A 21,560-nucleotide genomic window follows, 5' to 3' on the forward strand; every position below is an offset into this window, starting at 1 on the left:
CAACCTGCCATGAGAGAGAAAGCGATGACCCTTCAAATCGGCCTGCTGCTTTTCCCGCGCGTTCAACAACTCGACCTCACCGGTCCGTACGAAGTCTTTGCGCATCTGCCGGACGCTAAAGTGCATCTTGTATGCAAAACGCTCGCGCCTGTTCCCTCCAGTACAGGGATGCAACTCACACCCGACACATCGTTCGCGGAATGCCCCACGCTCGACGTGCTCTGTGTTCCCGGAGGCGAAGGCGTCGGCGCTCTGATGGAAGACGAGGAAACGCTTGCGTTCATCCGCCAGCAGGCCAAGGGCGCTCGCTTCATCACTTCGGTATGCACCGGTTCACTCGTTCTCGGCGCGGCCGGTTTGCTGCGCGGCATGCGTGCGACGACGCATTGGGCTTTTCACGAACTGCTGGGCGAATTCGATGCGACGCCCGTGCACGCCCGCGTGGTGCGCGACGGCGCCTTGTTCACGGGCGGTGGAATCACGGCGGGCATCGACTTCGCGCTGACGCTCGCGGCTGAACTCGTCGGCGAGCACGAGGCGCAGGCCATTCAACTGCAAATGGAGTACGCGCCCGCGCCGCCGTTCGATGCCGGCGATCCGAATCACGCGCCTGCCGCCGTAGTGGCGGACGTGCGGGAGCGCTCGGCGGCTTCGCTCGCAAAGCGCAGGGAAATCACGAAGCGCGCGGTGCATCGGCTCGGATTGAATGCATGATGCAAAATGCCGGCATGCCGCATTTTGAATGCCAAATGCCTGTATTCAGAACCGCTTTTGCATGAAGTACCGCGCACGTCCTGCATGGAAATCCGCCAGTTCGCCGAAGACTTCGAAACCGTGGCGAGCATAAAGATCGCGGGCTGCAGGATTGAGCGTATCGAGCCACGCGGCGCGGCAGCCGCGCTTGCGTGCCTCGACTTCGGCGGCGTCGAGCGCGCGAGCGCCAAGTCCGCGACCGCGCGCATCTTCGCGAACCCAGAGCCATTTGACGAAAAGCCATTCCCACGCGGTGAAGCCCGCGAGGCCGCCTACAAAGTCGTCGCCTTGATAAAGCGAAACGGCCAGGTCGCGATGATCGCTTGGTCCGAGTTGACCGGCATTGAACGCGGCGAGACCGCCTGCCACATCGGACTCGAACGATGCGTCGATCCAGTCGGTCACGGATACCGTCACTTGGATACGCTCGCCCTGCATCAAAGCTGCTCCGGCGGCGCAAGCGAGACGCCGGTAATGCCGTGTCGCGCGAACGCATCCTGAATAAAGCCCGACCGTTTGATGTCCTCGATGAAGTCGCGAAGATACTGCGTGGCCGCATCGCCGCGAGTCTTCGGCAAGCCCATTGCCTGCCTGATCACCATGAAGCGCCCGTCGATCAGCCGTACCCCGGGCGTGCGAGCGGCGTCGGCCTCGAGTTGCTGCTTCACGCCCGCGGCGACCTCGATCCCGTCGCGCAGAAAAGTGTCGACCACCGCCTCCGACAGTCCAGTGCGCACGAGTTGAGCATGCTGCAACTCGCGCGTCAGGAAGAGGTCGTATGCGCTCCCTTTGCCCACCATGATGCGATTGCCCTCGCGATCCACATCCTCGATGCGAGAAAGCGGCGAGTCATTGCGCACCAGATAACACCCTTCGATCAGCACATACGGTGCAGTGAACGCAATGCCCGCGCCACGCAGCGGATCGATCGCGAAGAAGCCGACATCGGCCTGTTCCGCCGTCACCGTCTCCACCGATTGCGCGGCGTTGGGAAAGGAATTGAATGCAATCTCGACGCTGAGCCGCGCGGCCAGTTCGCGGGCAATATCCACGGAGACGCCGCTGGGCTCGCTGCTCGCCGAATCGCGATGCACGAGCACGGGGTTTCCAAGGTTGAGCGCCGCGCGAAGCGTGCCGGTTGGAGCAAGAGCGTTTTTCGTGGTCGCGGTTAGCGTCATGGTCTTCCTTCGATGAGAGACGTTGGCATCTTGCGTTCTGCATGCAAACCGATCCGATGCAGAATACGCGATGCGCCAACCATCTGGCAAAGGAGAACGCATGCAGATACCCAGCATAGACAGTCGCGAGTTGATCGATCGCCTCAAGCTCGAACCGCATCCCGAGGGCGGCTACTTTCGTGAGACCTATCGCGCGAATTCAGGAGTCACGCGCAAGGGCGAGGACGATCTCCGTTCGGCATCGACAGCCATCTATTTCCTCCTTTGCGATGGCGCTTACTCCGCCTGGCACCGTATTCGGTCGGATGAAGTCTGGCATTTCTATGCGGGTGACTCGATCGATGTCCATGTGCTCCATTCGAACGGAGAACTGCTGACGCATCGACTCGGCAATGCGCTTGAAGATCCGCAGGCGGCGTTTCAGGCGGTCGTCAACGCGGGTGACTGGTTTGCCGCCGAATGCCATGAACCAGGCGGTGCCGCGCTCGTCGGCTGCACGGTGGCGCCAGGGTTCGAGTTCAGCGAGTTCGAATTGGCCGCGCCCGGCGCGCTCGGGGCGCGTTATCCACGGCATCGCCAGTTGATCGAGCGGCTTGAGCTTAAGCGTCTGTGAGCCAAATGAAAGTCAGGCGCGCGGTTTGCTGTGAATCGGCTAAGAAATGAAAAGCAACTGAGCAAACGAGCAAACCGAAAGCGCCATGGACGATTCCCTTATCCGCCTGCGGGCGAAGATTGCAAGGCAAATCGCCGAGCGAGAAGCAACCCTACAACCGATGCGCGACTACGCAGTTCTTGGAGGCAACGCCACCCCCGAACGAACTTACTGCCCCGTTACCCTCGCGGCATTGGAGCAAGACCTTTGCGGCTGGAAGCGCATGGCCGCAAAATTGGAGACGACTGTTTTGTTCGAGCCGCGCGAACATCGCGCGTTGCGCATGCCGCGTCTGCGTTAAGCAAGCGTCGGCCTTTGCGGTCAAAATGATTAGCGCAACGCTAACCACGGAGACCCGCAATGTCAGCATCGAAGCAAGACACGCCTGTCTGGTTCATCACCGGCTGTTCCACCGGCTTTGGCCGTGAACTCGCATCCGCTGTGCTTGTGCGCGGCTGGCGTGCTGTCGTCGCCGCTCGCGATCCCGCCCGCGTCGCCGACATCGTCGAGCCTGCAGGCGATAGAGCCATTGCGGTTCGGCTCGACGTCACGCGCCCGGACGACATCACCGCTTCAGTAAAAGCGGCGCACGATGCGTTCGGTCAGATCGACGTATTGGTCAATAATGCCGGCTTCGGCTATTTGGCCGCAGTCGAGGAAGGCGAGGACGACGAGGTACGCGCGATGTTCGAAACCAATTTCTTCGGCGCGGCTGCGATGATTCGCGCGGTATTGCCAGGCATGCGTGAGCGTCGCGCGGGGCACGTGGTCAACATCACATCCGTGGGCGGCCTGGTTGGTAACCCGGGCAGCGGGTATTACGCTGCGACCAAGTTTGCGCTCGAAGGCCTCGGCGAAGCGCTCGCGCGCGAGACCGAGGGCCTTGGCATCAAGGTCACGGCCGTCGAACCAGGACCTTTTCGCACGGATTGGGCGGGCCGCTCGCTTAAGCAGACCCAGCGTTCGATTGACGATTACGATGCCGTCGCCGGTCGCCGTCGCGCGGGGATTGCCGAGCTTAGCGGAAGACAAGCGGGTGATCCGGTGCGCGCGGTGCAGGTCATCATCGAAGCCGTGGAAGCTAAAAATCCGCCCGCGCATCTCGTGCTTGGCAACATTGGGCTTCAAGCCGTGCGGGCCAAGCTTGCAGCGCTTAACGCGGATATCGATACCTGGCAAGAACGCAGCGCCTGGAGCGACAACCCGCTCGATTAAAAGCATCAGCTTCGAACCTCAGGCCCGCTTATTGCGCTATTGGTTATTGCGCTCGATCTTCGACGCTTGTGCTATTTACGCTTTGGGAAAAATCCATCATGCGCGTGCTTTTCGTTGAAGATGACGTTGGTCTTTGCGACGCTTTCAGCGCGCTTGCCCGCGCCTCCGGGCATATCGCAGATGTCGCATACGATGGACACCGGGCGCTTGAACTCGCGTCGGAAAATCGCTACGACACGATATTTATCGACATAGGCCTGCCGGATTTCGATGGTCGCGATCTTTGCAGACGGTTGCGCGCTGCCGGGCCGAGCCAGCTTGCTTGCGTCGTCGCGGTAACGGGTGACGACCGGCACCGTGACAGCGAACAGGAACAATTCGACGGCTACTACCTCAAGCCCTTCACTGAAGAAGGCTTTATGGCGGTCTTAGCGGCTTGCTAAAGAAAGCAATTAAAGACGCAATAAAAACGTCCGTTCATTTAGAACGGACGTTCTTTTTTTTGTGCTTAAGGGAAATACAGGAAAAAACGTAGCCGCACAGAAAAGTCCGTTTGTACAATGCCCTTAACGGAGATTTGAGGTCTGCCCAAAGAGGCAATAGCAGGAGACAACCCAAAAACGACATGGTCCGCTTTGCTTACAAGCGAGCACCGGAACACGACACCGCCGAGTCCCCGGTCTATCCGGTGGTCGTGACCGGCGCGGGACCGGTCGGTCTTGCCACTGCAATCGATCTTGCGCAACACGGCGTTCGTACCGTGCTCGTCGATAGCGACGACACCGTATCGGCCGGTTCGCGCGCCATCTGTTTTGCGAAGCGCACGCTTGAAATCTTCGAACGTCTCGGCTGCGTCGACGAGATGATCGAAAAAGGTGTGCGCTGGAATGTCGGGAAGGTGTTCCTGCATGACGATCTGATTTATGCATTCGACTTGCTGCCCGAAGCAGGCCATGCGCATCCCGCGTTCATCAATCTCCAGCAATATTACGTCGAGCGCTATCTCGTCGAACGCGCGGCACAACTCGATAACTTGCATATGCGCTGGAAGAGCCGTGTAGTCGGTGTAACGCAGCATCGGGATCATGTCGAACTGCAAGTGGATACGCCCGATGGACGATACGCCTTACGTACACGCTATGTCGTAGCGGCCGACGGCTCACGCAGCTTCATTCGTCAGACTCTCGATCTCGATAGTCACGGCCGGGTATTCAAGGACCGCTTTCTCATTGCGGACGTCAAGATGAAAGCGCCGTTTCCGGCGGAACGCTGGTTCTGGTTCGATCCACCGTTTCATCGCAACCAGTCTGTGCTGCTGCATCGCCAGCCGGACAACGTATGGCGCATCGACTTTCAGCTCGGCTGGGAAGCTGACCCTGTCACGGAAAAAGCACCCGAACGTGTCATTCCGCGCGTCAAGGCATTGCTTGGCGAAGATGCGGAATTCGAACTCGAATGGGTGAGCATCTATACGTTTGCATGTCAGCGCATGGAGCATTTCAGGCACGGTCGAATTCTGTTCGCAGGCGATGCGGCGCATGGCGTCTCACCTTTCGGCGCGCGCGGCGCGAATAGCGGTGTGCAAGATGCAGACAATCTCGCATGGAAGCTCAGTCTCGTCGTTCATGGCGACGCTCCGCCTGCTTTACTCGACACGTATGCATCCGAACGGGAATACGCCGCGGATGAAAACATTCGTCATTCCACGAGATCGACCGATTTCATCACGCCGAAGAGTGCGGCCTCGCGTCTCTTTCGGGACGCGGTGTTGGAGCTATCGAAGGACTGTGCTTTTGCGCGACGCCTCGTCAATAGCGGGCGACTCTCGGTGCCGACCGTGCTGCAAGACTCGCCGCTCAATACGCCCGATCAGCCCGATGACAGCTTCGCATGTTCGATGACGCCAGGGACGGCATGCGTGGATGCGCCCATACGCGTAAATGGCCGCGCTGCATGGCTCTTGCAACAAACGCATGGTAAAGGCTTCATTGGAATCTACTTCTGCAGCAGCGATGACGCGGAGGAAGTGCGCAGGGCTCTTTTACAGAGGCTAACGTCGTTTCGTCTATTGCTGGTTGCGCCGAAGGGCATGGCCGCGTCGTCCGAGGATATCGAAGACGTCGATGGCATCGTGGCGCATCGATTCGATGCTCGCCCCGGCACGTTCTACTTGTTGCGCCCCGACCAGCACGTATGCGCGCGCTGGCGTGCGTTCAACGCCGATGCGATATTTAACGCCGTACAACGCGCTACCTGCAATGGATAAAGCCAGCATGAAGCTCAAGCTCGAAGCCAATCTTGCCGATCCGGATGCGTTCTATGAACGGCTCATCGGCACACACGACGGACTAAGCGACGAAGAAAGCCGCATGCTCAACGCCAAGCTCGTGCTGCTTCTCGCGAATCATATTGGCGATGACGATGTAATCGGAGAAGCATTGGCCGTCGCACGCAACGGCGTCAAAGCAGATTAAACGGCAATGCGCAGTGTCTCGCAGATAAAGGCGCCAATGCGGTCGATATCGTCTAGCCGCAGCAGAGGCAGCGCGCTGTCGACTGCCGAGGCATCGTCGGTTGCAATGGCAAGAATTGCGACGTCGGTCTTATAAAGCGGCTCCCGGCCAACCGATGGCCGAACCACCTCCAGTCGCGGAATGGCTTCGCGTGCAAATCCTTCGACAATCGTGAGGTCCGCATGTGTCAGCCGCGCAGCGAGTTCCGTAAGCGAAGGCTCGTTCCCCTCGCGCAACTCGCGCACGATTGCATAGCGGTAAGGCGATGCAATCACCACTTCGCCCGCGCCTGCACGCCTGAAGCGCGCGCTGTCTTTGCCCGGAGGTTCGAGTTCGATTGAATGATGACTGTGCTTGATGACGTTGACTACAAGACCGCGTGCCCGAAACCAGGGCAACAACGCCTCGATCAGCGTGGTCTTGCCTTGACCCGAGCGGCCCGAGATACCGAAGAGCGGCGCATTCATGCGATAGATCGTCTCAAGGAAAAGTGCTGGATCGATCGAAGGAGTTTAACGGTTCATTAGCAGCCAGGGAGAATTCGCGCTATCGTCGTGCATTGCGTTTGGCGGCGCCCCACGGTTCGCGTCATGGCCCCGTCAAGCATTAGCGGACAAAGCATTCAACAGGATCAAACATGGCAGAAGACAACCCCAGCACAGGCGTCGCTCCGCAGCAATTTTCCATCGACGTGATGCTTGAAAAATATGCCAAGGGCGACGAGACGCGCGTCGAAGATATTTATCTGCGCGTGGCGCGTGGTGTCGCAATGGCCGAGCCCAAAGCGTTACGCGCGAAGATCGAAGCGGAGTTCGTCGATAACTTCCGGCGCGGTGCATTGGGCGCCGGGCGCATCATGAGCGCGGCGGGCGCGGGTATCGATGCCACGCTCATCAACTGCTTCGTTCAGCCCGTGGGCGATGCCATTCAAGGCGTCGACGATAACGGTTTGCCCGGCATTTACGTTGCGCTGCTGCAAGCGGCCGAAACGATGCGGCGCGGCGGAGGCGTGGGCTATAACTTTTCCGCCATTCGTCCTCGCGGTGCGCGCGTGCATTCCACGGGTTCAGCTGCATCCGGACCATGCAGTTATATGGATGTGTTCGATGCATCATGCCGCACGGTGGAGAGCGCAGGATCACGCCGTGGCGCACAGATGGGCATACTCGACTGCACGCACCCCGATTTGCTCGAATTCATCGCGGCTAAACACACGAAGGGACGCTGGAACAACTTCAACGTGTCCGTCGCGGTAACGGACGAATTCATGCAGGCCGTTGCCGACGACGCGGTCTGGCAACTCGTGCATAAGGCCGAGCCTTCGCCTGCGCAGCGGGCATCGGCGGACATCCGGAAGCGTGACGACGGCTTGTGGGTGTATCGGGAAGTGCGTGCGCGTGACGTATGGAACACGATCATGCGATCGACCTACGATGTCGCCGAGCCAGGCGTCGTTTTCATGTCGCGCATGAATGACGACAACAATCTGCGCGCCGTCGAAACGATTCGCGCGACGAACCCTTGCGGTGAACAACCCTTGCCCGCATACGGTTGCTGCAACCTGGGCCCGCTCAATCTGACTCGCTTCGTGCGCGACCCTTTTGCGCAAGCGCGCGGCGGCGTTCCTGGTTTCGATTGGGACGGTCTCACGCGTACCACGCGCACGCAAGTGCGCTTTCTCGATGACGTTCTCGATGTCACGTTATGGCCGCTCGAAGAACAAGCACGTGAAGCGGCTGCCAAGCGACGTATCGGCGTCGGCTTCACGGGGCTAGGCGACACGCTAGTAATGCTTGGTCTTCGCTATAACTCGAACGAAGGACGCGAATTTGCCATGCGCGTTGCACGCACCATGCGCGATGAAGCGTATCGCGCATCGGTCGAGCTCGCACGCGAACGCGGCGCATTTCCGCTCTTCGAGGCAGCACGTTATCTGGAAGAGGGCACTTTCGCATCGCGTTTGCCTGATGATCTCAAGAGCGAGATTGGCGCGCATGGCATCCGCAATAGCCATCTGCTTTCCATCGCGCCCACGGGCACCGTGAGTCTCGCGTTTGCGGACAATGCATCGAATGGTATCGAGCCCGCGTTCTCGTGGACCTATCAGCGCACCAAGCGCATGGCCGATGGCTCCAGCCAGACCTTCGCTGTCGAAGACCACGCGTACAGGCTTTATCTCGAGATGGGCGGAGACGTCAAGGCGCTGCCCGATTACTTCGTGAGTGCGCTCGATATGTCCGCGCAAGATCATCTGGAAATGATGACGGCCGTGCAGCCTTTCGTCGATACATCGATATCGAAGACCGTCAACGTACCCGCGGATTATCCGTTCGACGCGTTTCAGGACCTTTACTTCGAGGCATGGCGACGTGGCTTGAAGGGACTCGCGACCTATCGGCCTAACGACACCTTGGGCGCGGTGTTGTCAGTCACGCCACAGGAAAAGAAGACACCGAGCGACTCGCCCGATCCCGAACTGGATCTCGATCCTTTGCGTATTGCGATCGATCATCGTCCGCGTGGAGAGCTGCCCGCGATTATCGAGAAGGTCGAGTATCTGACGCAGGCGGGAAAGAAGTCGCTCTATCTTGCGGTGTCGTTCATCGAAGTGACAGGGCGTATTGCAGGCGATGACGTGACCATCGAGCGACCCATCGAATTCTTTATCCCGACGGGGCAGAGCGACGAATCGCAGCAATGGATCACGGCGACCATGCGTTCATTGTCGCTTGCGGCGCGTGGAGGCTTTGCCGCGCGTACGCTGCAGGACATGCGCAAGGTATCGTGGGATCGCGGTCAGGTGCGTCTCGGCGATGTCGAGCGTTTAGATGGACACCGCAGTCCACGCTGGCATGACTCGGAAGTCGCCGCGCTTGCCTTTGCGATTCAGCAAATTCTTCATCGACGCGGTTTTCTCGATGCCGAAGGCAGTCAGGTGCCGTCACGCGTACTTGCCCGCAAGCATATCGACGTGACCCATACACGCGCTCTAGTGACTGAAGACGAGACCGTGGCACACGCGGACGTGACGGATTTTTCGTCCGACGATGCCTTGTCGAACGACCCGCATACACTCACGCAGATGCATGGGCGCAAATGCCCGACATGTGGCGCGAATGCGGTGATCCGGAAAGACGGTTGCGACTTCTGCACTGCTTGCGGTGAAATAGGCGCTTGCGGCTGAAGCTCAAACGCGTGTGCCCGGCAGGCACACGCGTTTGATTGATTTGCTACTCGCCGTGCTCGCTCGTGTCCTGCTCGGTCTCTTGCGAGCGAGATTCGACAAACGGGCGCCACACCGGCGTCACAGAGGCTAGTTCTTCAAGAACCGAATATTGTTCAAGCGAAGTATTTTCGAACATGATGACCTCTGCAATTCTTTAGCGCGTGACCGAACCGTTCGCATATTCCACGATATGGCGATTGCGCGCTTCCGCTTGAGCGGCATCGCGAGCATGCGCTTCGCTTTGAGCAGCGACCGCATCGCCCCACATGCTGCGATCAGGATACGTATTGCGATTCAACGCGGGCAACGAACCGTTCGAATAGGCAGCGGCAAGTTCAGCGCGCACTTGCGCACGCGTCTTGGGCGTTTCACTCGTAGTCGTTTGCGTCTGATACGTTCCCGCGCGACCAATGCCTTCACCGCCGTCGGCAAATGCCGTGCTCGAAACCACGGCTGAGATAGCCGCGAGCGAGAAACCCGTGATGAGATAGCTTTTCATGCGTGCAACTCCTTTCGATCCGTTTCCTGTGCTTCGGATGCGACGCGGATGCAATCGGCTAAGAAGAGGATTGCATGCGCTTCGCGACAGGTCGAAATGTAGTCGCCACGCTAGGGGCAGATAAATGCCGGATGCGCGAATAGATTTGTCGATTCCGGCGAATAATCGCTAAGAGCCTTAGCCACCGGACATGTGGCGACGCTTGCATGTGCTGGCATTTTTCCCTATCGCATCGATAGGGACGAAAAAAAGGCGTGTCGCCTAAGACACGCCTTTGCTTTGCCAGCGAAATAGCTAGCCAATAGTTAGCTATACAACGACATCCTCAGTACCCGAAACTTCCGGTGTACCGTGACGCACGACCGTGGGCGCGGCAGTGCTGGTGGGCAGGCAACGCTCCTCCGCGTCCTTCTGACCTTGCAGCAACGGGCAACGCTCGAACAGCTCCGCGACCCAGTCCACGAACACGCGCACCTTTGGCGAAAGATGGCGATTGTGCGGATAGACGGCGGAAATAGGCATCGGCAAAGGGCTCCATTGCGGCAGCACTTCGACAAGCTCGCCTGAACGCAAGTACGGCAACGCCATGAAGCGCGGCGCTTGAATCAGACCCACGCCCTTGAGACCGCAACTGAGATAGGCCTCGGCGTCGTTCACCGCGATCATGCCGCGCATCTTCACTTCGATGGATTCGTCGTTGACGACGAAGTCCATATCCATCACACGCCCTGTGCGGCTCGAAAAATAATTTACGGCCACATGGTCCTGAAGGTCTTCAAGCGTTTGCGGCTTGCCATGACGTTCGAGATATTGGGGACTTGCGACCGTCACGCCCTGAAACACGCCAATGCGTCGCGCGACCAGACTCGAATCCTGCAGCGTTCCAACGCGAATCACGCAGTCGACGCCTTCCTGGATGAGGTCGACTGGCTTGTCGCCGAAGCCGAGCATGAGTTCGATTTCCGGATAGCGTGTGTGAAAGTCGCAAAGCTGCGGCATCACGATGAGCCTTCCAATGGCCCCCGGCATGTCTACCCGCAATTTGCCGTGCGGACCCTTGCCGTTGTTCGAGAATGTGCCCTCGGCTTCCTCGATGTCGGCAAGGATGCGCACGCAGCGCTCGTAGTAGGCCGCGCCATCGGGCGTCAGATTGAGCCTGCGTGTCGTGCGCTGAAGCAGTCGCACGTTGAGAAACGCTTCCAGGTTTTGAATGATCGTCGTGACCGACGCGCGCGGCAAATTGAGCGTATCCGCTGCGCGCGAAAAACTGTTGGTGTCGACAACCCGTGTGAAGACCTGCATTGCTTGTAGCCGATCCATGTTTCCTCACCTTCGATGCTTAGGGCACCAGCATAGCGGCGCACGGAATTAAGCGCCTGGCTAAGAACAGTCATGTGCGTATTAACGATGATTGTTCGGTGCGTCCGAATTGTGTTGCCGGATTATAGGCATTTATTAAAAAAGGCGTGGCATCCAGAATTCGCAGCATCGCAACTTATGCGTGACGGCCTTATTTCTCAGGCCGCGCACGAAAAATAACCATGGCAACATTGTTGGATCTGGAGGCGCGTCCGAGATTGTGCATCGAAGATGTGCGTATCGCCGGACACGTACAGCCGATCACGCTGCGCAGTTACCGCCCCGCGTCGGATGGCAACGTGTTGCCTATCGTTCTTTATTTCCACGGCGGCGGTTTCGTGCGTGGAAGTCTGGACGAAGCCGATGTGGCTGCAAGCGTCATTGCACGAGATACGCCCGCTTGGGTCATCTCGGTCGGCTATTCGCTTGCGCCTGAATTTCCATTTCCCGCCGCGCCTGAAGACGGATATCGCGCGGCACAGTGGGCGGTTGCGCATGCTCGGGCGCAACGTGCAGACCCTTTGCGCATCGGCGTGGCGGGGCATGACGCAGGCGGCAACCTCGCGACGTGCGTTGCAGCCATAGCGCGCGATCGCGGCGATTTGCGCCTGTCCGCTCAAGTGCTGCTTGCGCCATTGCTCGATCCGAGCATGACGCGCCTCGCCGATGAACGCAAAGTGCTGTGCCCCGATCTGGAAATGAGCGATTGCGCGCGTTGCTATCGCGCGTATCTGCCCGTGCCTTCGCAACGTTTGCATCCCTATGCGGCGCCGCTCGAATCGCGGCGACTCAATGGCTTGCCGCCGGCGCTGATCGCGAGCGCTGAGCATGACCTCCTGCATATCGAGGCGGAAAAATACGCGGCGGAATTGATCAACGCAGGCGTGCCGACCGAAATGACGCGTCATTGCAAGACCTCGCATCAAGCGCTGGCCGCGCATCCCGACGCGCTTGCCGATGTCGTCGCGTTCTTCAAGAAACGCCTCGCGCGCCCCAAATAAGCGCGCCACGCACCATAAAAAAACAATCTCAACGCAACCGGAGCTTCACCATGTTCTTCACTCGCAAACGTATTTACGCGGCGCTAGGCGCGGTGATCGTCATTGCTGGCGCGGGCGGTTATACCGCCTGGCGCGGTCACGGCGACGCCATCAACCAGGCGCAAGCCGCCGCGCATAGCCCGACCGCCACCGAAGTGGACGTGGCCGCGGTGGTCTCGAAGACCATCACGGACTGGCAGAGCTATTCGGGCCGTCTCGAAGCGGTGGACCATGTCGACATTCGCCCGCTCGTGCCCGGCACGATCGTCGCGGTGCACTTCAAGGACGGCGCGCTCGTGAAGAAGGGTGACGCGCTCTTTACCATCGACCCGCGTCCGTACGAAGCGGAAGTCGCACGCGCCGCGGCGCAAGTTGCATCGGCGCAAGCGCGTAACGGCTATACGTCCACCGACGCTGCGCGTGCAGAGCGCTTGCTTACCGATAACGCCATCGCCAAGCGCGATTACGACGAGAAACAGAACGCCGCGCGCGAGGCCGTCGCCAACCTGAAGGCCGCGCAGGCTGCGCTCGAAACGGCGAAGATCAACCTTGCTTACACGCATATCGTGGCGCCCGTATCGGGGCGCGTATCGCGTGCAGAGCTCACGGTGGGCAACATCGTCTCGACGGGTGCGAATGCGCCGCTTCTGACCACGCTGGTCTCGGTCTCGCCGATCTATGCCTCGTTCGATGTCGACGAACAGACGTACTTGCGCTATCTCGGCCGCGATACGGGCAGCAGCGTGCCTGTTTCGCTGGGTCTTGCAAACGAAGACGGTTACTCGCGCGAAGGCGTGGTCGATTCCGTCGATAACCGCCTCGATACGACCTCGGGCACGATCCGCGTGCGTGCGCGCTTCAACAATCCGGATGGCTCGCTCTTGCCGGGACTCTATGCACGCATCAAGGTCGGCGGTGGCACGCCACATCCGGCCGTGCTCGTGGATGACGCGGCTGTCGGCACCGATCAGGACAAGAAGTACGTCATGGTGGTGGACAAGGACAACCGCGTGCAGTACCGCGAAGTTACGTTAGGCGCCACGCATGAAGGCCTGCGCGTGATTACGAAGGGATTGCAGCCGGGCGAACGCATCGTCGTCAATGGCTTGCAGCGCGTGCGTCCCAACGATGTGATCAAGGCCAATAACGTCGCAATGGACAGCAACGCCAATGCGACGCCTGTGAAAACGGCATCGGCTTCGTAAGCATCTCGAACAGACAGAACTCGTCATGAACATATCCAAATTTTTCATCGACCGTCCGATCTTTGCGGGCGTGCTGTCGGTGATCGTGTTGCTGGCTGGCGTCATCGCCATGTTCAAGCTGCCGATCTCCGAGTACCCGGAAGTCGTACCGCCTTCGGTCGTGGTGCACGCGCAGTATCCGGGCGCGAATCCGAAGGTGATCGCGGAGACCGTGGCCTCGCCGATCGAAGAGCAGATCAACGGCGTCGAGGACATGCTCTACATGCAGTCGCAGGCGAATAGCGACGGCAACCTCACGACCACGGTCACGTTCAAGCTCGGCACCGATCCGGACAAGAACACGCAGCTCGTTCAGAACCGCGTGAATCAGGCTTTGCCGCGCTTGCCGCAAGACGTGCAGCGGCTTGGCGTGACCACCATCAAATCCTCGCCGACGCTGACGATGGTGGTTCACCTGAACTCGCCGAACAACCGTTACGACATGACGTATCTGCGCAACTATGCGCTGATCAACGTGAAGGATCGGCTCGAACGCATCTCGGGTGTGGGTGAAGTGCAGCTGTGGGGTTCGGGCGATTATTCGATGCGCGTATGGCTCGATCCGCAAAAGGTCGCGCAACGCGGCATGACGGCGACCGACGTGGTCAATGCCATTCGTGAACAGAACGTGCAGGTGGCGGCAGGCGTGATCGGTGGTTCGCCCACGCTGCCGAATACGCCCCTGCAATTGAACGTGAATGCACGCGGCCGCTTGCAGAACGAGTCCGAGTTCCGCGACATCGTGCTGAAGACATCGCCCGATGGTGCAGTCACGCATCTGAGCGATGTGGCGCGCGTCGAACTCGCGGCATCGGAATATGGCTTGCGTTCCTTGCTCGACAACAAGTCGGCGGTTGCAATCGCAATCAATCAGCAGCCGGGTGCAAATTCGCTGCAAATCTCCGATGAAGTGCGCAAGACGATGAAGGAACTGCAGGCGGATATGCCTGCGGGTCTCGAGTATCAGATCGTCTATGACCCGACGCAGTTCGTGCGCTCCAGTATCGAAGCGGTAATTCATACGCTCGCAGAAGCCATCGCTTTGGTCGTGCTCGTGGTGATCGTGTTCCTGCAAACTTGGCGTGCTTCGATCATTCCGTTGCTGGCGGTGCCGGTGTCGATTGTCGGCACGTTCTCGCTGTTGCTTGCGTTCGGCTTCTCTATCAACGCGCTGTCATTGTTCGGGATGGTCCTCGCGATTGGCATCGTGGTGGACGATGCAATCGTCGTCGTGGAGAACGTCGAACGTAATATCGAAGCGGGGTTATCTGCCCGAGAGGCGACGTATCAGGCCATGCGCGAAGTGAGCGGGCCAATCATCGCAATTGCCTTGACGCTCGTAGCCGTGTTCGTGCCGCTCGCGTTCATGTCGGGCCTCACGGGTCAGTTCTACAAGCAGTTCGCGATGACCATCGCTATCTCAACGGTGATCTCCGCATTCAACTCGTTGACCTTGTCGCCCGCGCTGGCTGCGATGTTGCTCAAGGGTCACGATGAACCGAAGGACTGGCTCACCCGTGGCATGGACCGTGTGTTCGGCGGCTTCTTCCGTCAGTTCAACAAGGTCTTTCATCGCGGTTCGGATGCCTACGGCAAGGGCGTGAAGAGCGTCATCAACCGCAAGGCCGTGATGATGGTGCTGTATGCGGTGCTGCTTGCAGGTGCGGTTTTGATGGGCAAGATTGTGCCGGGCGGTTTCGTGCCCGCGCAGGACAAGGAATATCTGATCAGCTTCGCGCAATTGCCCAATGGCGCATCGCTCGACCGTACCGAAGGCGTGATTCGGCAGATGAGCGACATCGCGCTCAAGCAACCGGGCGTGGAAAGCGCAGTGGAATTTCCGGGCTTGTCGGTGAACGGCTTTACGAACTCATCGAGCGCGGGGATCGTGTTCGTGACGTTGAAGCCCTTCAAGAACCGCGTGAATGACAAGGCACTTTCCGCCAATGCGATCGCGGGTGCGCTGAATCAGAAGTATGCGGGTATCAAGGGGTCGTTCATCGCCGTGTTCCCACCGCCGCCGGTTCTCGGGCTGGGTACGCTCGGTGGTTTCAAGATGCAACTGGAGGACCGTGGTGCGCTCGGTTACGCAGCGCTCGCGGATGCGACGCAGGCGTTCATCAAGCGTGCCTCGCAGACGCCTGAACTCGGACCGACGTTCTCGAGCTATCAGATCAACGTGCCGCAGCTGAACGTCGATCTGGATCGCGTCAAGGCCAAGCAGCTTGGCGTATCTGTGACAGATGTTTTCGACACGATGCAGGTGTATCTCGGCTCGCTCTACGTGAACGACTTCAACCGCTTCGGACGCGTGTATCAAGTGCGCGTGCAGGCCGATGCCCCGTTCCGCGCGAACCCTGAAGATATCGGCTTGCTGAAGACCCGCAACGCGAATGGCGACATGGTGCCGCTCTCGTCGCTCGTCAGGGTGACGCCGACCTATGGTCCGGAAATGGTGGTGCGCTACAACGGCTACACGGCAGCTGACATCAACGGCGGTCCGGCTCCTGGCTATTCATCGGGTCAGGCGCAGGCAGCGGCGGAGCGAATCGCCGCAGAAGTGTTGCCGCGCGGGATCAAGTTCGAATGGACCGATCTCACGTATCAGCAGATTCTCGCGGGCAATGCGGCTTTGTGGGTGTTCCCGATCAGCGTGCTGCTCGTGTTCCTCGTGCTTGCAGCGTTGTATGAAAGCCTGACCCTGCCGCTCGCGGTGATCCTGATCGTACCGATGAGCATTCTGTCGGCGCTGCTCGGTGTTTGGCTTACGGATGGCGACAACAACATCTTCACGCAGATTGGTTTGATGGTGCTGGTGGGCTTGTCGGCGAAGAACGCGATTCTCATCGTGGAGTTCGCCCGCGAACTGGAGATGCAGGGACGCTCGATCGTGCAGGCCGCGATCGAAGCAAGCCGCTTGCGCTTGCGCCCGATTCTGATGACATCCATCGCCTTCATCATGGGCGTGGTCCCGCTCGTACTGTCTTCGGGTGCGGGTTCGGAGATGCGTCATGCAATGGGCGTTGCGGTGTTCTTCGGCATGCTGGGTGTCACGCTCTTCGGTCTGATGCTGACGCCGGTCTTCTACGTGATCCTGCGCAAGCTCTCGCGCACGGAGCATGTGACGGACAAGCACGGCTCGCATCCGCAGATGCGGGGTATCGGCGGCTCTTACGAGGCGCAATGAGGTCAAACATGAACAAGTTGCATATGAAACGATGGCTGGGCCTTCCAAGTTTGATGGCGGCGCTGCTGGTGGTCGCGGGCTGCTCGCTCGCGCCCACTTACGAAAAGCCGGATGTGCATTCGCCTTCCGCTTACAAGGAAACGCCGCAACGAACCAGCGATACGAGGGCGCTTGCTCCTTCGGAAACGGGCACCTGGAAAACGGCTCAACCTTCCGAAGAAATGATGCGCGGCGAGTGGTGGACCTTGTTCGATGATCCCGCGCTCAACGACCTCGAACGTCAGGCGCAGGAAGCGAACCAGAACCTCAAGGCAGCAGCGGCACGCGTGAAGGAAGCGCGCGCAATCAACCAGACTGCGCGTGCGGGTCTGTTCCCGACGCTCGATGCAGGCTTCGGTCCGACGCGTGAGAAGTTCTCGCCGGCATCGCAGTTCCTGCCGGCGGATGCCAACGTGCCTGCACAAACGTTGTGGCGTGCCCAGGCGAGCGCATCGTATGAAGTCGATCTGTTCGGCCGCGTTTCGGATTCCGTCAAAGCCGCCAACGCCGACACGCAACAAGGCGAAGCGCTTTTCCGCTCGGTGCAGTTGGCCTTGCAAGCGGACGTCGCGCAGAACTACTTCAATCTGCGCGAGCTCGATGCGGAGAACGATGTCTTCACGCGCACGGTGACGTTGCGCGAGCAAGCGTTGAAACTCGTGCAGCGCCGTTTCGATGAAGGCGACATCAGTGAACTCGATGTGGCGCGCGCCAAGTCCGAGCTCGCGACCGCGCGCTCGGATGCGATGACCGTGCAACGTCTGCGCGCATCGTCCGAGCATAGTCTTGCGGTGCTGCTCGGCAAGACGCCGGCTGAATTCAGCGTGGCGGCGAATCCGCTCAAGCCAGTGACGGTTCGCGTGCCGCCGGGCTTGCCTTCAACCTTGCTCGAACGTCGTCCTGACATTGCTGCTGCTGAACGTTCGATGGCCGCAGCAAATGCACGCATAGGCGTAGCGAAGGCTGCATTCTTCCCTTCGCTCACGTTGACGGGCGCAGGCGGCTTCGAGTCGGCAACGCTTGGCGATCTCTTCAAATGGTCGAGCAGAACATTCCTGCTGGGTCCTTTCGCGGGAACGGCGCTGAATATTCCAATCTTCGATGGCGGCCGTCGCAAGGGCAATCTCGCGAATGCACGTGCAATCTATGAAGAGGACGCCGCGAATTATCGGCAACAAGTGCTCGTTGCATTTCGTGAGGTAGAAGACAATTTGTCCGATTTGCGCATTCTCGAAGATCAGACGGCTACGCAATCAGATGCGGTCAAGGCTTCGGTGCGCGCGGCACAACTCTCGCGAACGCAGTACACGGAAGGTGCGGTCAATTATCTCGATGTGATCGATGCGGAGCGCACTGTGCTGCAATCGCAGCGTACTTCGGTGCAGCTTGCGGGAACGCAGGCGGTATCCACAGTCAACTTGATACGTGCATTAGGCGGCGGCTGGGGCGATGCGATGCCCGCGCCGGTGCCTGAGCCGAGTCTCGCGCAGAAGTAATGTGTCTTCAAGGCCCTGCAGAATGCAGGGCCTTATTGTTCGTATCGGGGAACATATGTCTTCATCCGCGGGCCATTTATCCCGGGCCTGCAAATCCCTAAAATTCTTATATGGAAATGGGAGCTAAAGATGAAAGCATTAATTGCCCGACAACTGTATCAACCAGCCGTGGTGCTGCCACTGCTGCTACTCATGCGCCTGATGGTCACCCTTGACTTCAACCTCGCGCAAGTCATGTTCGTGATGGTGTTCAAGGGTTCGCAGCAAGCGTATCAGTTTGCCATTCGCCGCACGCTGCACCGTCAGGAACACATCGGGTGCAGTCACTGCTGCTAAAGCGCTTTAGTAAATCTCCGGGACGTACATGGTCTCCGGCACGGGCTGCCGCAAATAATCCGGATTGAATACGCGCTCGGGCAGCGTGATCGCAGAGTGCTCGATCTCGTGATACGGCACCTGACTCAACAGATGATGCATGCAGTTCAGCCGCGCACGCTTCTTGTCGACGGCCTGAACCACCCACCACGGCGCTTCGGGAATGTGCGAACGCTGCAGCATGACTTCCTTAGCGGCTGTATAGGCTTCCCAGCGGCGTCGGCTTTCGAGGTCCATCGGACTCAGCTTCCACTGCTTTAGCGGATCTTCAATACGCGCCTCGAAGCGCACTTCCTGTTCGTCATCGGTAATAGAAAACCAGTACTTGATGATCTGAACGCCGCTACGCACGAGCATCTTTTCGAACTCGGGCACGGAACGGAAAAACTCTTCGTATTCGGCGTCAGTACAGAAGTTCATCACGCGTTCTACTCCCGCGCGGTTATACCAGCTTCGATCGAACAGAACGATTTCGCCGCCTGCCGGAAGATGCGATACGTAGCGCTGGAAATACCATTGCGTGCGTTCACGATTATTCGGCGCAGGCAGAGCAGCGACGCGGCACACGCGCGGGTTCAGCCGCTGCGTGATGCGCTTGATCGCACCACCTTTACCGGCCGCATCGCGGCCTTCAAAAATCACCACGAGTCTATGGCCCGTATGCACGACCCAATCTTGCAACTTCACCAGTTCGCCCTGCAAGCGAAATAGCTCGCGGAAATAGGTCTTACGAAGCTGCCGTTCCTCGTCGGAGAACGCTGCCTCGCCATCCAGGAAGCGGTCGTCGATCTCCATTTCGAACTCTTCGTCGTAGCTGTCGATCAGGTCGGCATGGAAGCGGCGCTGCTTGTCCATCTCGTTCATTGTGGGCTCCGTGGGCGGCTTGCCGCTGCAATTTTTGCGGCGCAGATTGCTTGATTATGACTGTATTCGAAGGCAATCATATGACGGCGTACGCAACGCTTTGCGCGTTTAGTGCACCAAGGGCAAATTGTCGAGGTCGCTTACGCCGTTAGAATGTTGCGACATTTCAGTGGCATTGCGATGGCAACTTTCCCTTCCGAGGCCAAGACACGATGAATCAAACCTCAAGCGCGATTCCAATTTTCGACGCCGAACGCACCGCGCAGCTCGTTCCTTATGACCGCCTGGTCGACACGCTTGCCGCCACTATGCTCGATTACGCGGCGGGCCGTATCGTCAGTCCGGAGCGGATGGTGGTGCCGCTTGCACAAGGAGGGATCATGTTGTCGATGCCTGCAAGCGCGGCGGACTTGGCCATGCACAAGCTCGTCAACGTGTGCGCGGGTAACGGTGCGCTTGGTTTGCCCACGATTCACGGACAGGTCACCGCATTCGATGCCGTCACCGGCGTGCCGCAATTCATGCTCGACGGCCCTACTGTAACGGGGCGCAGAACGGCGGCGGTGTCGATGCTCGCTATCCGCGCTCTAAGCGAGCAGCCGCCAAAACAAGTGCTGGTGATCGGTACGGGCAAGCAGGCGGCCTATCATGTGGAGGCGATCGCAAGCGTTTATCCCGATGCATCGATCATTGTCCAGGGGTCGCGAGCCGAGCGTGCGAATGCATTCTGCAAGGCCTACGCAGCGGCTTCGCCAAAGTTAGCGGCGCTTGAAAGCTCAAACATTCCTGAAGCTGTCGATGTCGTCATCACCGCGACCACCAGCAAGCAGCCTGTCTATACGCTGCCGGCGCGAGCAGATCGGTTGGTCATCGGTGTTGGCGCCTTTACGCCTGATGCGGCAGAAATAGCGTCGGGCACTATCGATTCAAGCGCTTTGTATGTCGATGACCCGGCAGGCGCGCGCCATGAAGCGGGGGATTTCATCCTCGCCGGTGTGAAATGGGAGAACGTCAATTCACTTGCACAAGCAATCACGGCAAGGGTGAAAAACGAACGCCCGGTCGTATTTAAATCCGTCGGATGCGCGGCATGGGATCTCGCTGCATGTCGAGTTGCTAGAGCTTTATTGTTAGACAAAAATAACCGCGCTATTTAAGGCGCTAGCTGGCTTGGAACGTTCCTTGCTGAATGTCTGTTCAATCGAAAGCTGGCGCAAGCGCCTTTGCACCCAAATGAACAGACCCATGAATAGCCGATACGACACCAGATGGACGCCCGGTTTTCCCGCGCGCGACGACGGGAATGATGGATCAGGCGGTGCGTCCGCGCAGCCTAACGCGGCGCCGCGGGCTGCTTACTTTATCTCCGTGCTGGAGCTTGCAACTGGCGAGAAGCTGGGCAATGACGAGCGCTTACGCGCCGTCGCCATGCTTGAATCGCAGTTTGGCGAGGGGCGTCCACGTACGCTTAAGGAGGCCGTGCGCATTTGTGCCGGAGCCATCGATTCATCGACATTGCAGCGAATGGCGCGTGGCGCTAAGGCTTAAGAAGGGCCTTAGCGAGCGACGCAATTCGTTCACGGTCTTGTAAGACAGGCGGCTCTTATTTAACCGTCTGAATCACTTCGAAGCCTTCGAATTCCGGGTGGCCCAAGTAAAGCTGCCTGGTTTCTCCGCCCGCATTGCGATGCGCGGCGCGAAATGCGTCAGACTGGGTCCACTGTTCGAACGCAGCATGGTTTGTCCAGATCGTGTGACTCGAATAGAGCACATGGTCATCCCGCGTCGGTCCCTTTAGCAGATGGAACTCCACGAAGCCCGGCACTTCCTTGAGGTGCGTGTCGCGGTTTGTCCAGAGATGTTCGAAATCGGCTTCCGCGCCTGGAACGATCTTGAAGCGGTTCATGGCAATGTACATGT

The 21,560-nt window shown here is 59.0% G+C and carries 22 protein-coding genes; 15 read left to right on the top strand and 7 right to left on the bottom strand.

The annotated features are described in order from the left end of the window. The first annotated feature begins 24 nt into the window (after positions 1–24). A complete protein-coding gene (locus tag LDZ28_RS16520) occupies positions 25–714 on the top strand; it encodes a DJ-1/PfpI family protein (RefSeq protein ID WP_244829469.1) in 690 nt (229 codons plus the stop codon). Positions 715–759: 45 nt separating this feature from the next. Here the strand turns inward: LDZ28_RS16520 and LDZ28_RS16525 are convergent, their stop codons facing one another. Then, positions 760–1,191 carry an N-acetyltransferase gene (locus tag LDZ28_RS16525; protein WP_244829470.1) on the bottom strand — a complete coding sequence of 144 codons (432 nt, stop codon included), beginning with the start codon at positions 1,189–1,191 and terminating at the stop codon, positions 760–762. Continuing rightward, positions 1,191–1,931: an ABC transporter substrate-binding protein gene (locus tag LDZ28_RS16530; protein ID WP_244829471.1), complete on the bottom strand. Its 741-nt coding sequence runs from the start codon at positions 1,929–1,931 to the stop codon at positions 1,191–1,193. The genes LDZ28_RS16525 and LDZ28_RS16530 overlap by 1 nt, the downstream gene beginning before the upstream one ends. Positions 1,932–2,031: 100 nt before the next feature. On the opposite strand from LDZ28_RS16530, the gene LDZ28_RS16535 reads away from it, so the two are divergent. From LDZ28_RS16535 to LDZ28_RS16560, 6 genes are all read left to right on the top strand, one after another. Then, positions 2,032–2,544 carry a cupin domain-containing protein gene (locus LDZ28_RS16535; protein WP_244829472.1) on the top strand — a complete coding sequence of 171 codons (513 nt, stop codon included), beginning with the start codon at positions 2,032–2,034 and terminating at the stop codon, positions 2,542–2,544. Positions 2,545–2,629: 85 nt separating this feature from the next. Continuing rightward, complete coding sequence (locus LDZ28_RS16540; protein ID WP_244829473.1) at positions 2,630–2,884, top strand: hypothetical protein; 255 nt, start codon at positions 2,630–2,632, stop codon at positions 2,882–2,884. Positions 2,885–2,943: 59 nt separating this feature from the next. Then, positions 2,944–3,798, top strand: coding sequence for an oxidoreductase (locus LDZ28_RS16545; RefSeq protein WP_244829474.1), 855 nt, complete (start codon positions 2,944–2,946; stop codon positions 3,796–3,798). Between the two features lie 98 nt (positions 3,799–3,896). Then, positions 3,897–4,241 (top strand): response regulator, encoded by a 345-nt coding sequence (locus tag LDZ28_RS16550; RefSeq protein ID WP_244829475.1) that lies wholly within the window; start codon positions 3,897–3,899, stop codon positions 4,239–4,241. A 182-nt stretch (positions 4,242–4,423) separates the two neighbouring features. Next, the gene (locus LDZ28_RS16555; protein ID WP_244829476.1) at positions 4,424–6,064 is read left to right on the top strand and encodes an FAD-dependent oxidoreductase; all 1,641 of its coding nucleotides are present in this window, start codon (positions 4,424–4,426) and stop codon (positions 6,062–6,064) included. Further along, on the top strand, positions 6,057–6,272 hold the full coding sequence (locus tag LDZ28_RS16560; RefSeq protein ID WP_370652196.1) for a DUF2783 domain-containing protein: 216 nt from the start codon (positions 6,057–6,059) through the stop codon (positions 6,270–6,272). The genes LDZ28_RS16555 and LDZ28_RS16560 overlap by 8 nt, the downstream gene beginning before the upstream one ends. On the opposite strand, the gene mobB is transcribed toward LDZ28_RS16560, so the two are convergent. Next, positions 6,269–6,778 (bottom strand): molybdopterin-guanine dinucleotide biosynthesis protein B, encoded by a 510-nt coding sequence (gene mobB, locus LDZ28_RS16565; RefSeq protein ID WP_244829477.1) that lies wholly within the window; start codon positions 6,776–6,778, stop codon positions 6,269–6,271. The two genes, LDZ28_RS16560 and mobB, sit on opposite strands and share 4 nt — an antisense overlap. A gap of 170 nt (positions 6,779–6,948) precedes the next feature. Here mobB and LDZ28_RS16570 point away from each other — a divergent pair, with 170 nt between their 5' ends. Beyond that, positions 6,949–9,495 carry an adenosylcobalamin-dependent ribonucleoside-diphosphate reductase gene (locus LDZ28_RS16570; RefSeq protein ID WP_244829478.1) on the top strand — a complete coding sequence of 849 codons (2,547 nt, stop codon included), beginning with the start codon at positions 6,949–6,951 and terminating at the stop codon, positions 9,493–9,495. 196 nt (positions 9,496–9,691) lie between these two features. Here the strand turns inward: LDZ28_RS16570 and LDZ28_RS16575 are convergent, their stop codons facing one another. Together LDZ28_RS16575 and LDZ28_RS16580 are read right to left on the bottom strand one after the other, a co-directional pair. Further along, the gene (locus LDZ28_RS16575; RefSeq protein ID WP_244829479.1) at positions 9,692–10,036 is read right to left on the bottom strand and encodes a DUF4148 domain-containing protein; all 345 of its coding nucleotides are present in this window, start codon (positions 10,034–10,036) and stop codon (positions 9,692–9,694) included. Between the two features lie 309 nt (positions 10,037–10,345). Continuing rightward, the gene (locus tag LDZ28_RS16580; protein WP_244829480.1) at positions 10,346–11,356 is read right to left on the bottom strand and encodes a LysR family transcriptional regulator; all 1,011 of its coding nucleotides are present in this window, start codon (positions 11,354–11,356) and stop codon (positions 10,346–10,348) included. A 221-nt stretch (positions 11,357–11,577) separates the two neighbouring features. On the opposite strand from LDZ28_RS16580, the gene LDZ28_RS16585 reads away from it, so the two are divergent. From LDZ28_RS16585 to LDZ28_RS16605, 5 genes are all read left to right on the top strand, one after another. Beyond that, entirely contained in the window at positions 11,578–12,396 is an 819-nt protein-coding gene (locus tag LDZ28_RS16585; protein ID WP_244829481.1) for an alpha/beta hydrolase, read from the top strand. A 50-nt stretch (positions 12,397–12,446) separates the two neighbouring features. After that, positions 12,447–13,640, top strand: coding sequence for an efflux RND transporter periplasmic adaptor subunit (locus LDZ28_RS16590; RefSeq protein ID WP_244829482.1), 1,194 nt, complete (start codon positions 12,447–12,449; stop codon positions 13,638–13,640). A gap of 25 nt (positions 13,641–13,665) precedes the next feature. Further along, positions 13,666–16,866, top strand: coding sequence for an efflux RND transporter permease subunit (locus LDZ28_RS16595; RefSeq protein WP_244829483.1), 3,201 nt, complete (start codon positions 13,666–13,668; stop codon positions 16,864–16,866). 8 nt (positions 16,867–16,874) lie between these two features. Next, positions 16,875–18,401: an efflux transporter outer membrane subunit gene (locus LDZ28_RS16600; RefSeq protein WP_244829484.1), complete on the top strand. Its 1,527-nt coding sequence runs from the start codon at positions 16,875–16,877 to the stop codon at positions 18,399–18,401. Between the two features lie 129 nt (positions 18,402–18,530). Then, the gene (locus LDZ28_RS16605; protein WP_244829485.1) at positions 18,531–18,737 is read left to right on the top strand and encodes a hypothetical protein; all 207 of its coding nucleotides are present in this window, start codon (positions 18,531–18,533) and stop codon (positions 18,735–18,737) included. A 6-nt stretch (positions 18,738–18,743) separates the two neighbouring features. Here the strand turns inward: LDZ28_RS16605 and ppk2 are convergent, their stop codons facing one another. Then, the gene (ppk2, locus tag LDZ28_RS16610; RefSeq protein ID WP_244829486.1) at positions 18,744–19,640 is read right to left on the bottom strand and encodes a polyphosphate kinase 2; all 897 of its coding nucleotides are present in this window, start codon (positions 19,638–19,640) and stop codon (positions 18,744–18,746) included. 212 nt (positions 19,641–19,852) lie between these two features. On the opposite strand from ppk2, the gene lhpI reads away from it, so the two are divergent. Continuing rightward, the gene (lhpI, locus tag LDZ28_RS16615; RefSeq protein ID WP_244829487.1) at positions 19,853–20,797 is read left to right on the top strand and encodes a bifunctional Delta(1)-pyrroline-2-carboxylate/Delta(1)-piperideine-2-carboxylate reductase; all 945 of its coding nucleotides are present in this window, start codon (positions 19,853–19,855) and stop codon (positions 20,795–20,797) included. A 13-nt stretch (positions 20,798–20,810) separates the two neighbouring features. Beyond that, positions 20,811–21,188, top strand: coding sequence for a hypothetical protein (locus LDZ28_RS16620; RefSeq protein ID WP_244829488.1), 378 nt, complete (start codon positions 20,811–20,813; stop codon positions 21,186–21,188). 55 nt (positions 21,189–21,243) lie between these two features. Here LDZ28_RS16620 and LDZ28_RS16625 read toward each other — a convergent pair whose 3' ends face one another. Continuing rightward, positions 21,244–21,558, bottom strand: a complete 315-nt coding sequence (locus LDZ28_RS16625; RefSeq protein WP_244829694.1) for an antibiotic biosynthesis monooxygenase — start codon at positions 21,556–21,558, stop codon at positions 21,244–21,246. Positions 21,559–21,560 lie beyond the last annotated feature (2 nt).

It is taken from the genome of Caballeronia sp. TF1N1, assembly GCF_022878925.1.
Classification (GTDB): domain Bacteria; phylum Pseudomonadota; class Gammaproteobacteria; order Burkholderiales; family Burkholderiaceae; genus Caballeronia.

Coding starts and splice junctions, on each gene's coding strand:
- LDZ28_RS16520 (WP_244829469.1), top strand. CDS start 25: ATGACCCTTCAAATCGGCCTGCTGCTTTTCCCGCGCGTTCAACAACTC.
- LDZ28_RS16525 (WP_244829470.1), bottom strand. CDS start 1,191: ATGCAGGGCGAGCGTATCCAAGTGACGGTATCCGTGACCGACTGGATC.
- LDZ28_RS16530 (WP_244829471.1), bottom strand. CDS start 1,931: ATGACGCTAACCGCGACCACGAAAAACGCTCTTGCTCCAACCGGCACG.
- LDZ28_RS16535 (WP_244829472.1), top strand. CDS start 2,032: ATGCAGATACCCAGCATAGACAGTCGCGAGTTGATCGATCGCCTCAAG.
- LDZ28_RS16540 (WP_244829473.1), top strand. CDS start 2,630: ATGGACGATTCCCTTATCCGCCTGCGGGCGAAGATTGCAAGGCAAATC.
- LDZ28_RS16545 (WP_244829474.1), top strand. CDS start 2,944: ATGTCAGCATCGAAGCAAGACACGCCTGTCTGGTTCATCACCGGCTGT.
- LDZ28_RS16550 (WP_244829475.1), top strand. CDS start 3,897: ATGCGCGTGCTTTTCGTTGAAGATGACGTTGGTCTTTGCGACGCTTTC.
- LDZ28_RS16555 (WP_244829476.1), top strand. CDS start 4,424: ATGGTCCGCTTTGCTTACAAGCGAGCACCGGAACACGACACCGCCGAG.
- LDZ28_RS16560 (WP_370652196.1), top strand. CDS start 6,057: ATGGATAAAGCCAGCATGAAGCTCAAGCTCGAAGCCAATCTTGCCGAT.
- mobB (WP_244829477.1), bottom strand. CDS start 6,778: ATGAATGCGCCGCTCTTCGGTATCTCGGGCCGCTCGGGTCAAGGCAAG.
- LDZ28_RS16570 (WP_244829478.1), top strand. CDS start 6,949: ATGGCAGAAGACAACCCCAGCACAGGCGTCGCTCCGCAGCAATTTTCC.
- LDZ28_RS16575 (WP_244829479.1), bottom strand. CDS start 10,036: ATGAAAAGCTATCTCATCACGGGTTTCTCGCTCGCGGCTATCTCAGCC.
- LDZ28_RS16580 (WP_244829480.1), bottom strand. CDS start 11,356: ATGGATCGGCTACAAGCAATGCAGGTCTTCACACGGGTTGTCGACACC.
- LDZ28_RS16585 (WP_244829481.1), top strand. CDS start 11,578: ATGGCAACATTGTTGGATCTGGAGGCGCGTCCGAGATTGTGCATCGAA.
- LDZ28_RS16590 (WP_244829482.1), top strand. CDS start 12,447: ATGTTCTTCACTCGCAAACGTATTTACGCGGCGCTAGGCGCGGTGATC.
- LDZ28_RS16595 (WP_244829483.1), top strand. CDS start 13,666: ATGAACATATCCAAATTTTTCATCGACCGTCCGATCTTTGCGGGCGTG.
- LDZ28_RS16600 (WP_244829484.1), top strand. CDS start 16,875: ATGAACAAGTTGCATATGAAACGATGGCTGGGCCTTCCAAGTTTGATG.
- LDZ28_RS16605 (WP_244829485.1), top strand. CDS start 18,531: ATGAAAGCATTAATTGCCCGACAACTGTATCAACCAGCCGTGGTGCTG.
- ppk2 (WP_244829486.1), bottom strand. CDS start 19,640: ATGAACGAGATGGACAAGCAGCGCCGCTTCCATGCCGACCTGATCGAC.
- lhpI (WP_244829487.1), top strand. CDS start 19,853: ATGAATCAAACCTCAAGCGCGATTCCAATTTTCGACGCCGAACGCACC.
- LDZ28_RS16625 (WP_244829694.1), bottom strand. CDS start 21,558: ATGTACATTGCCATGAACCGCTTCAAGATCGTTCCAGGCGCGGAAGCC.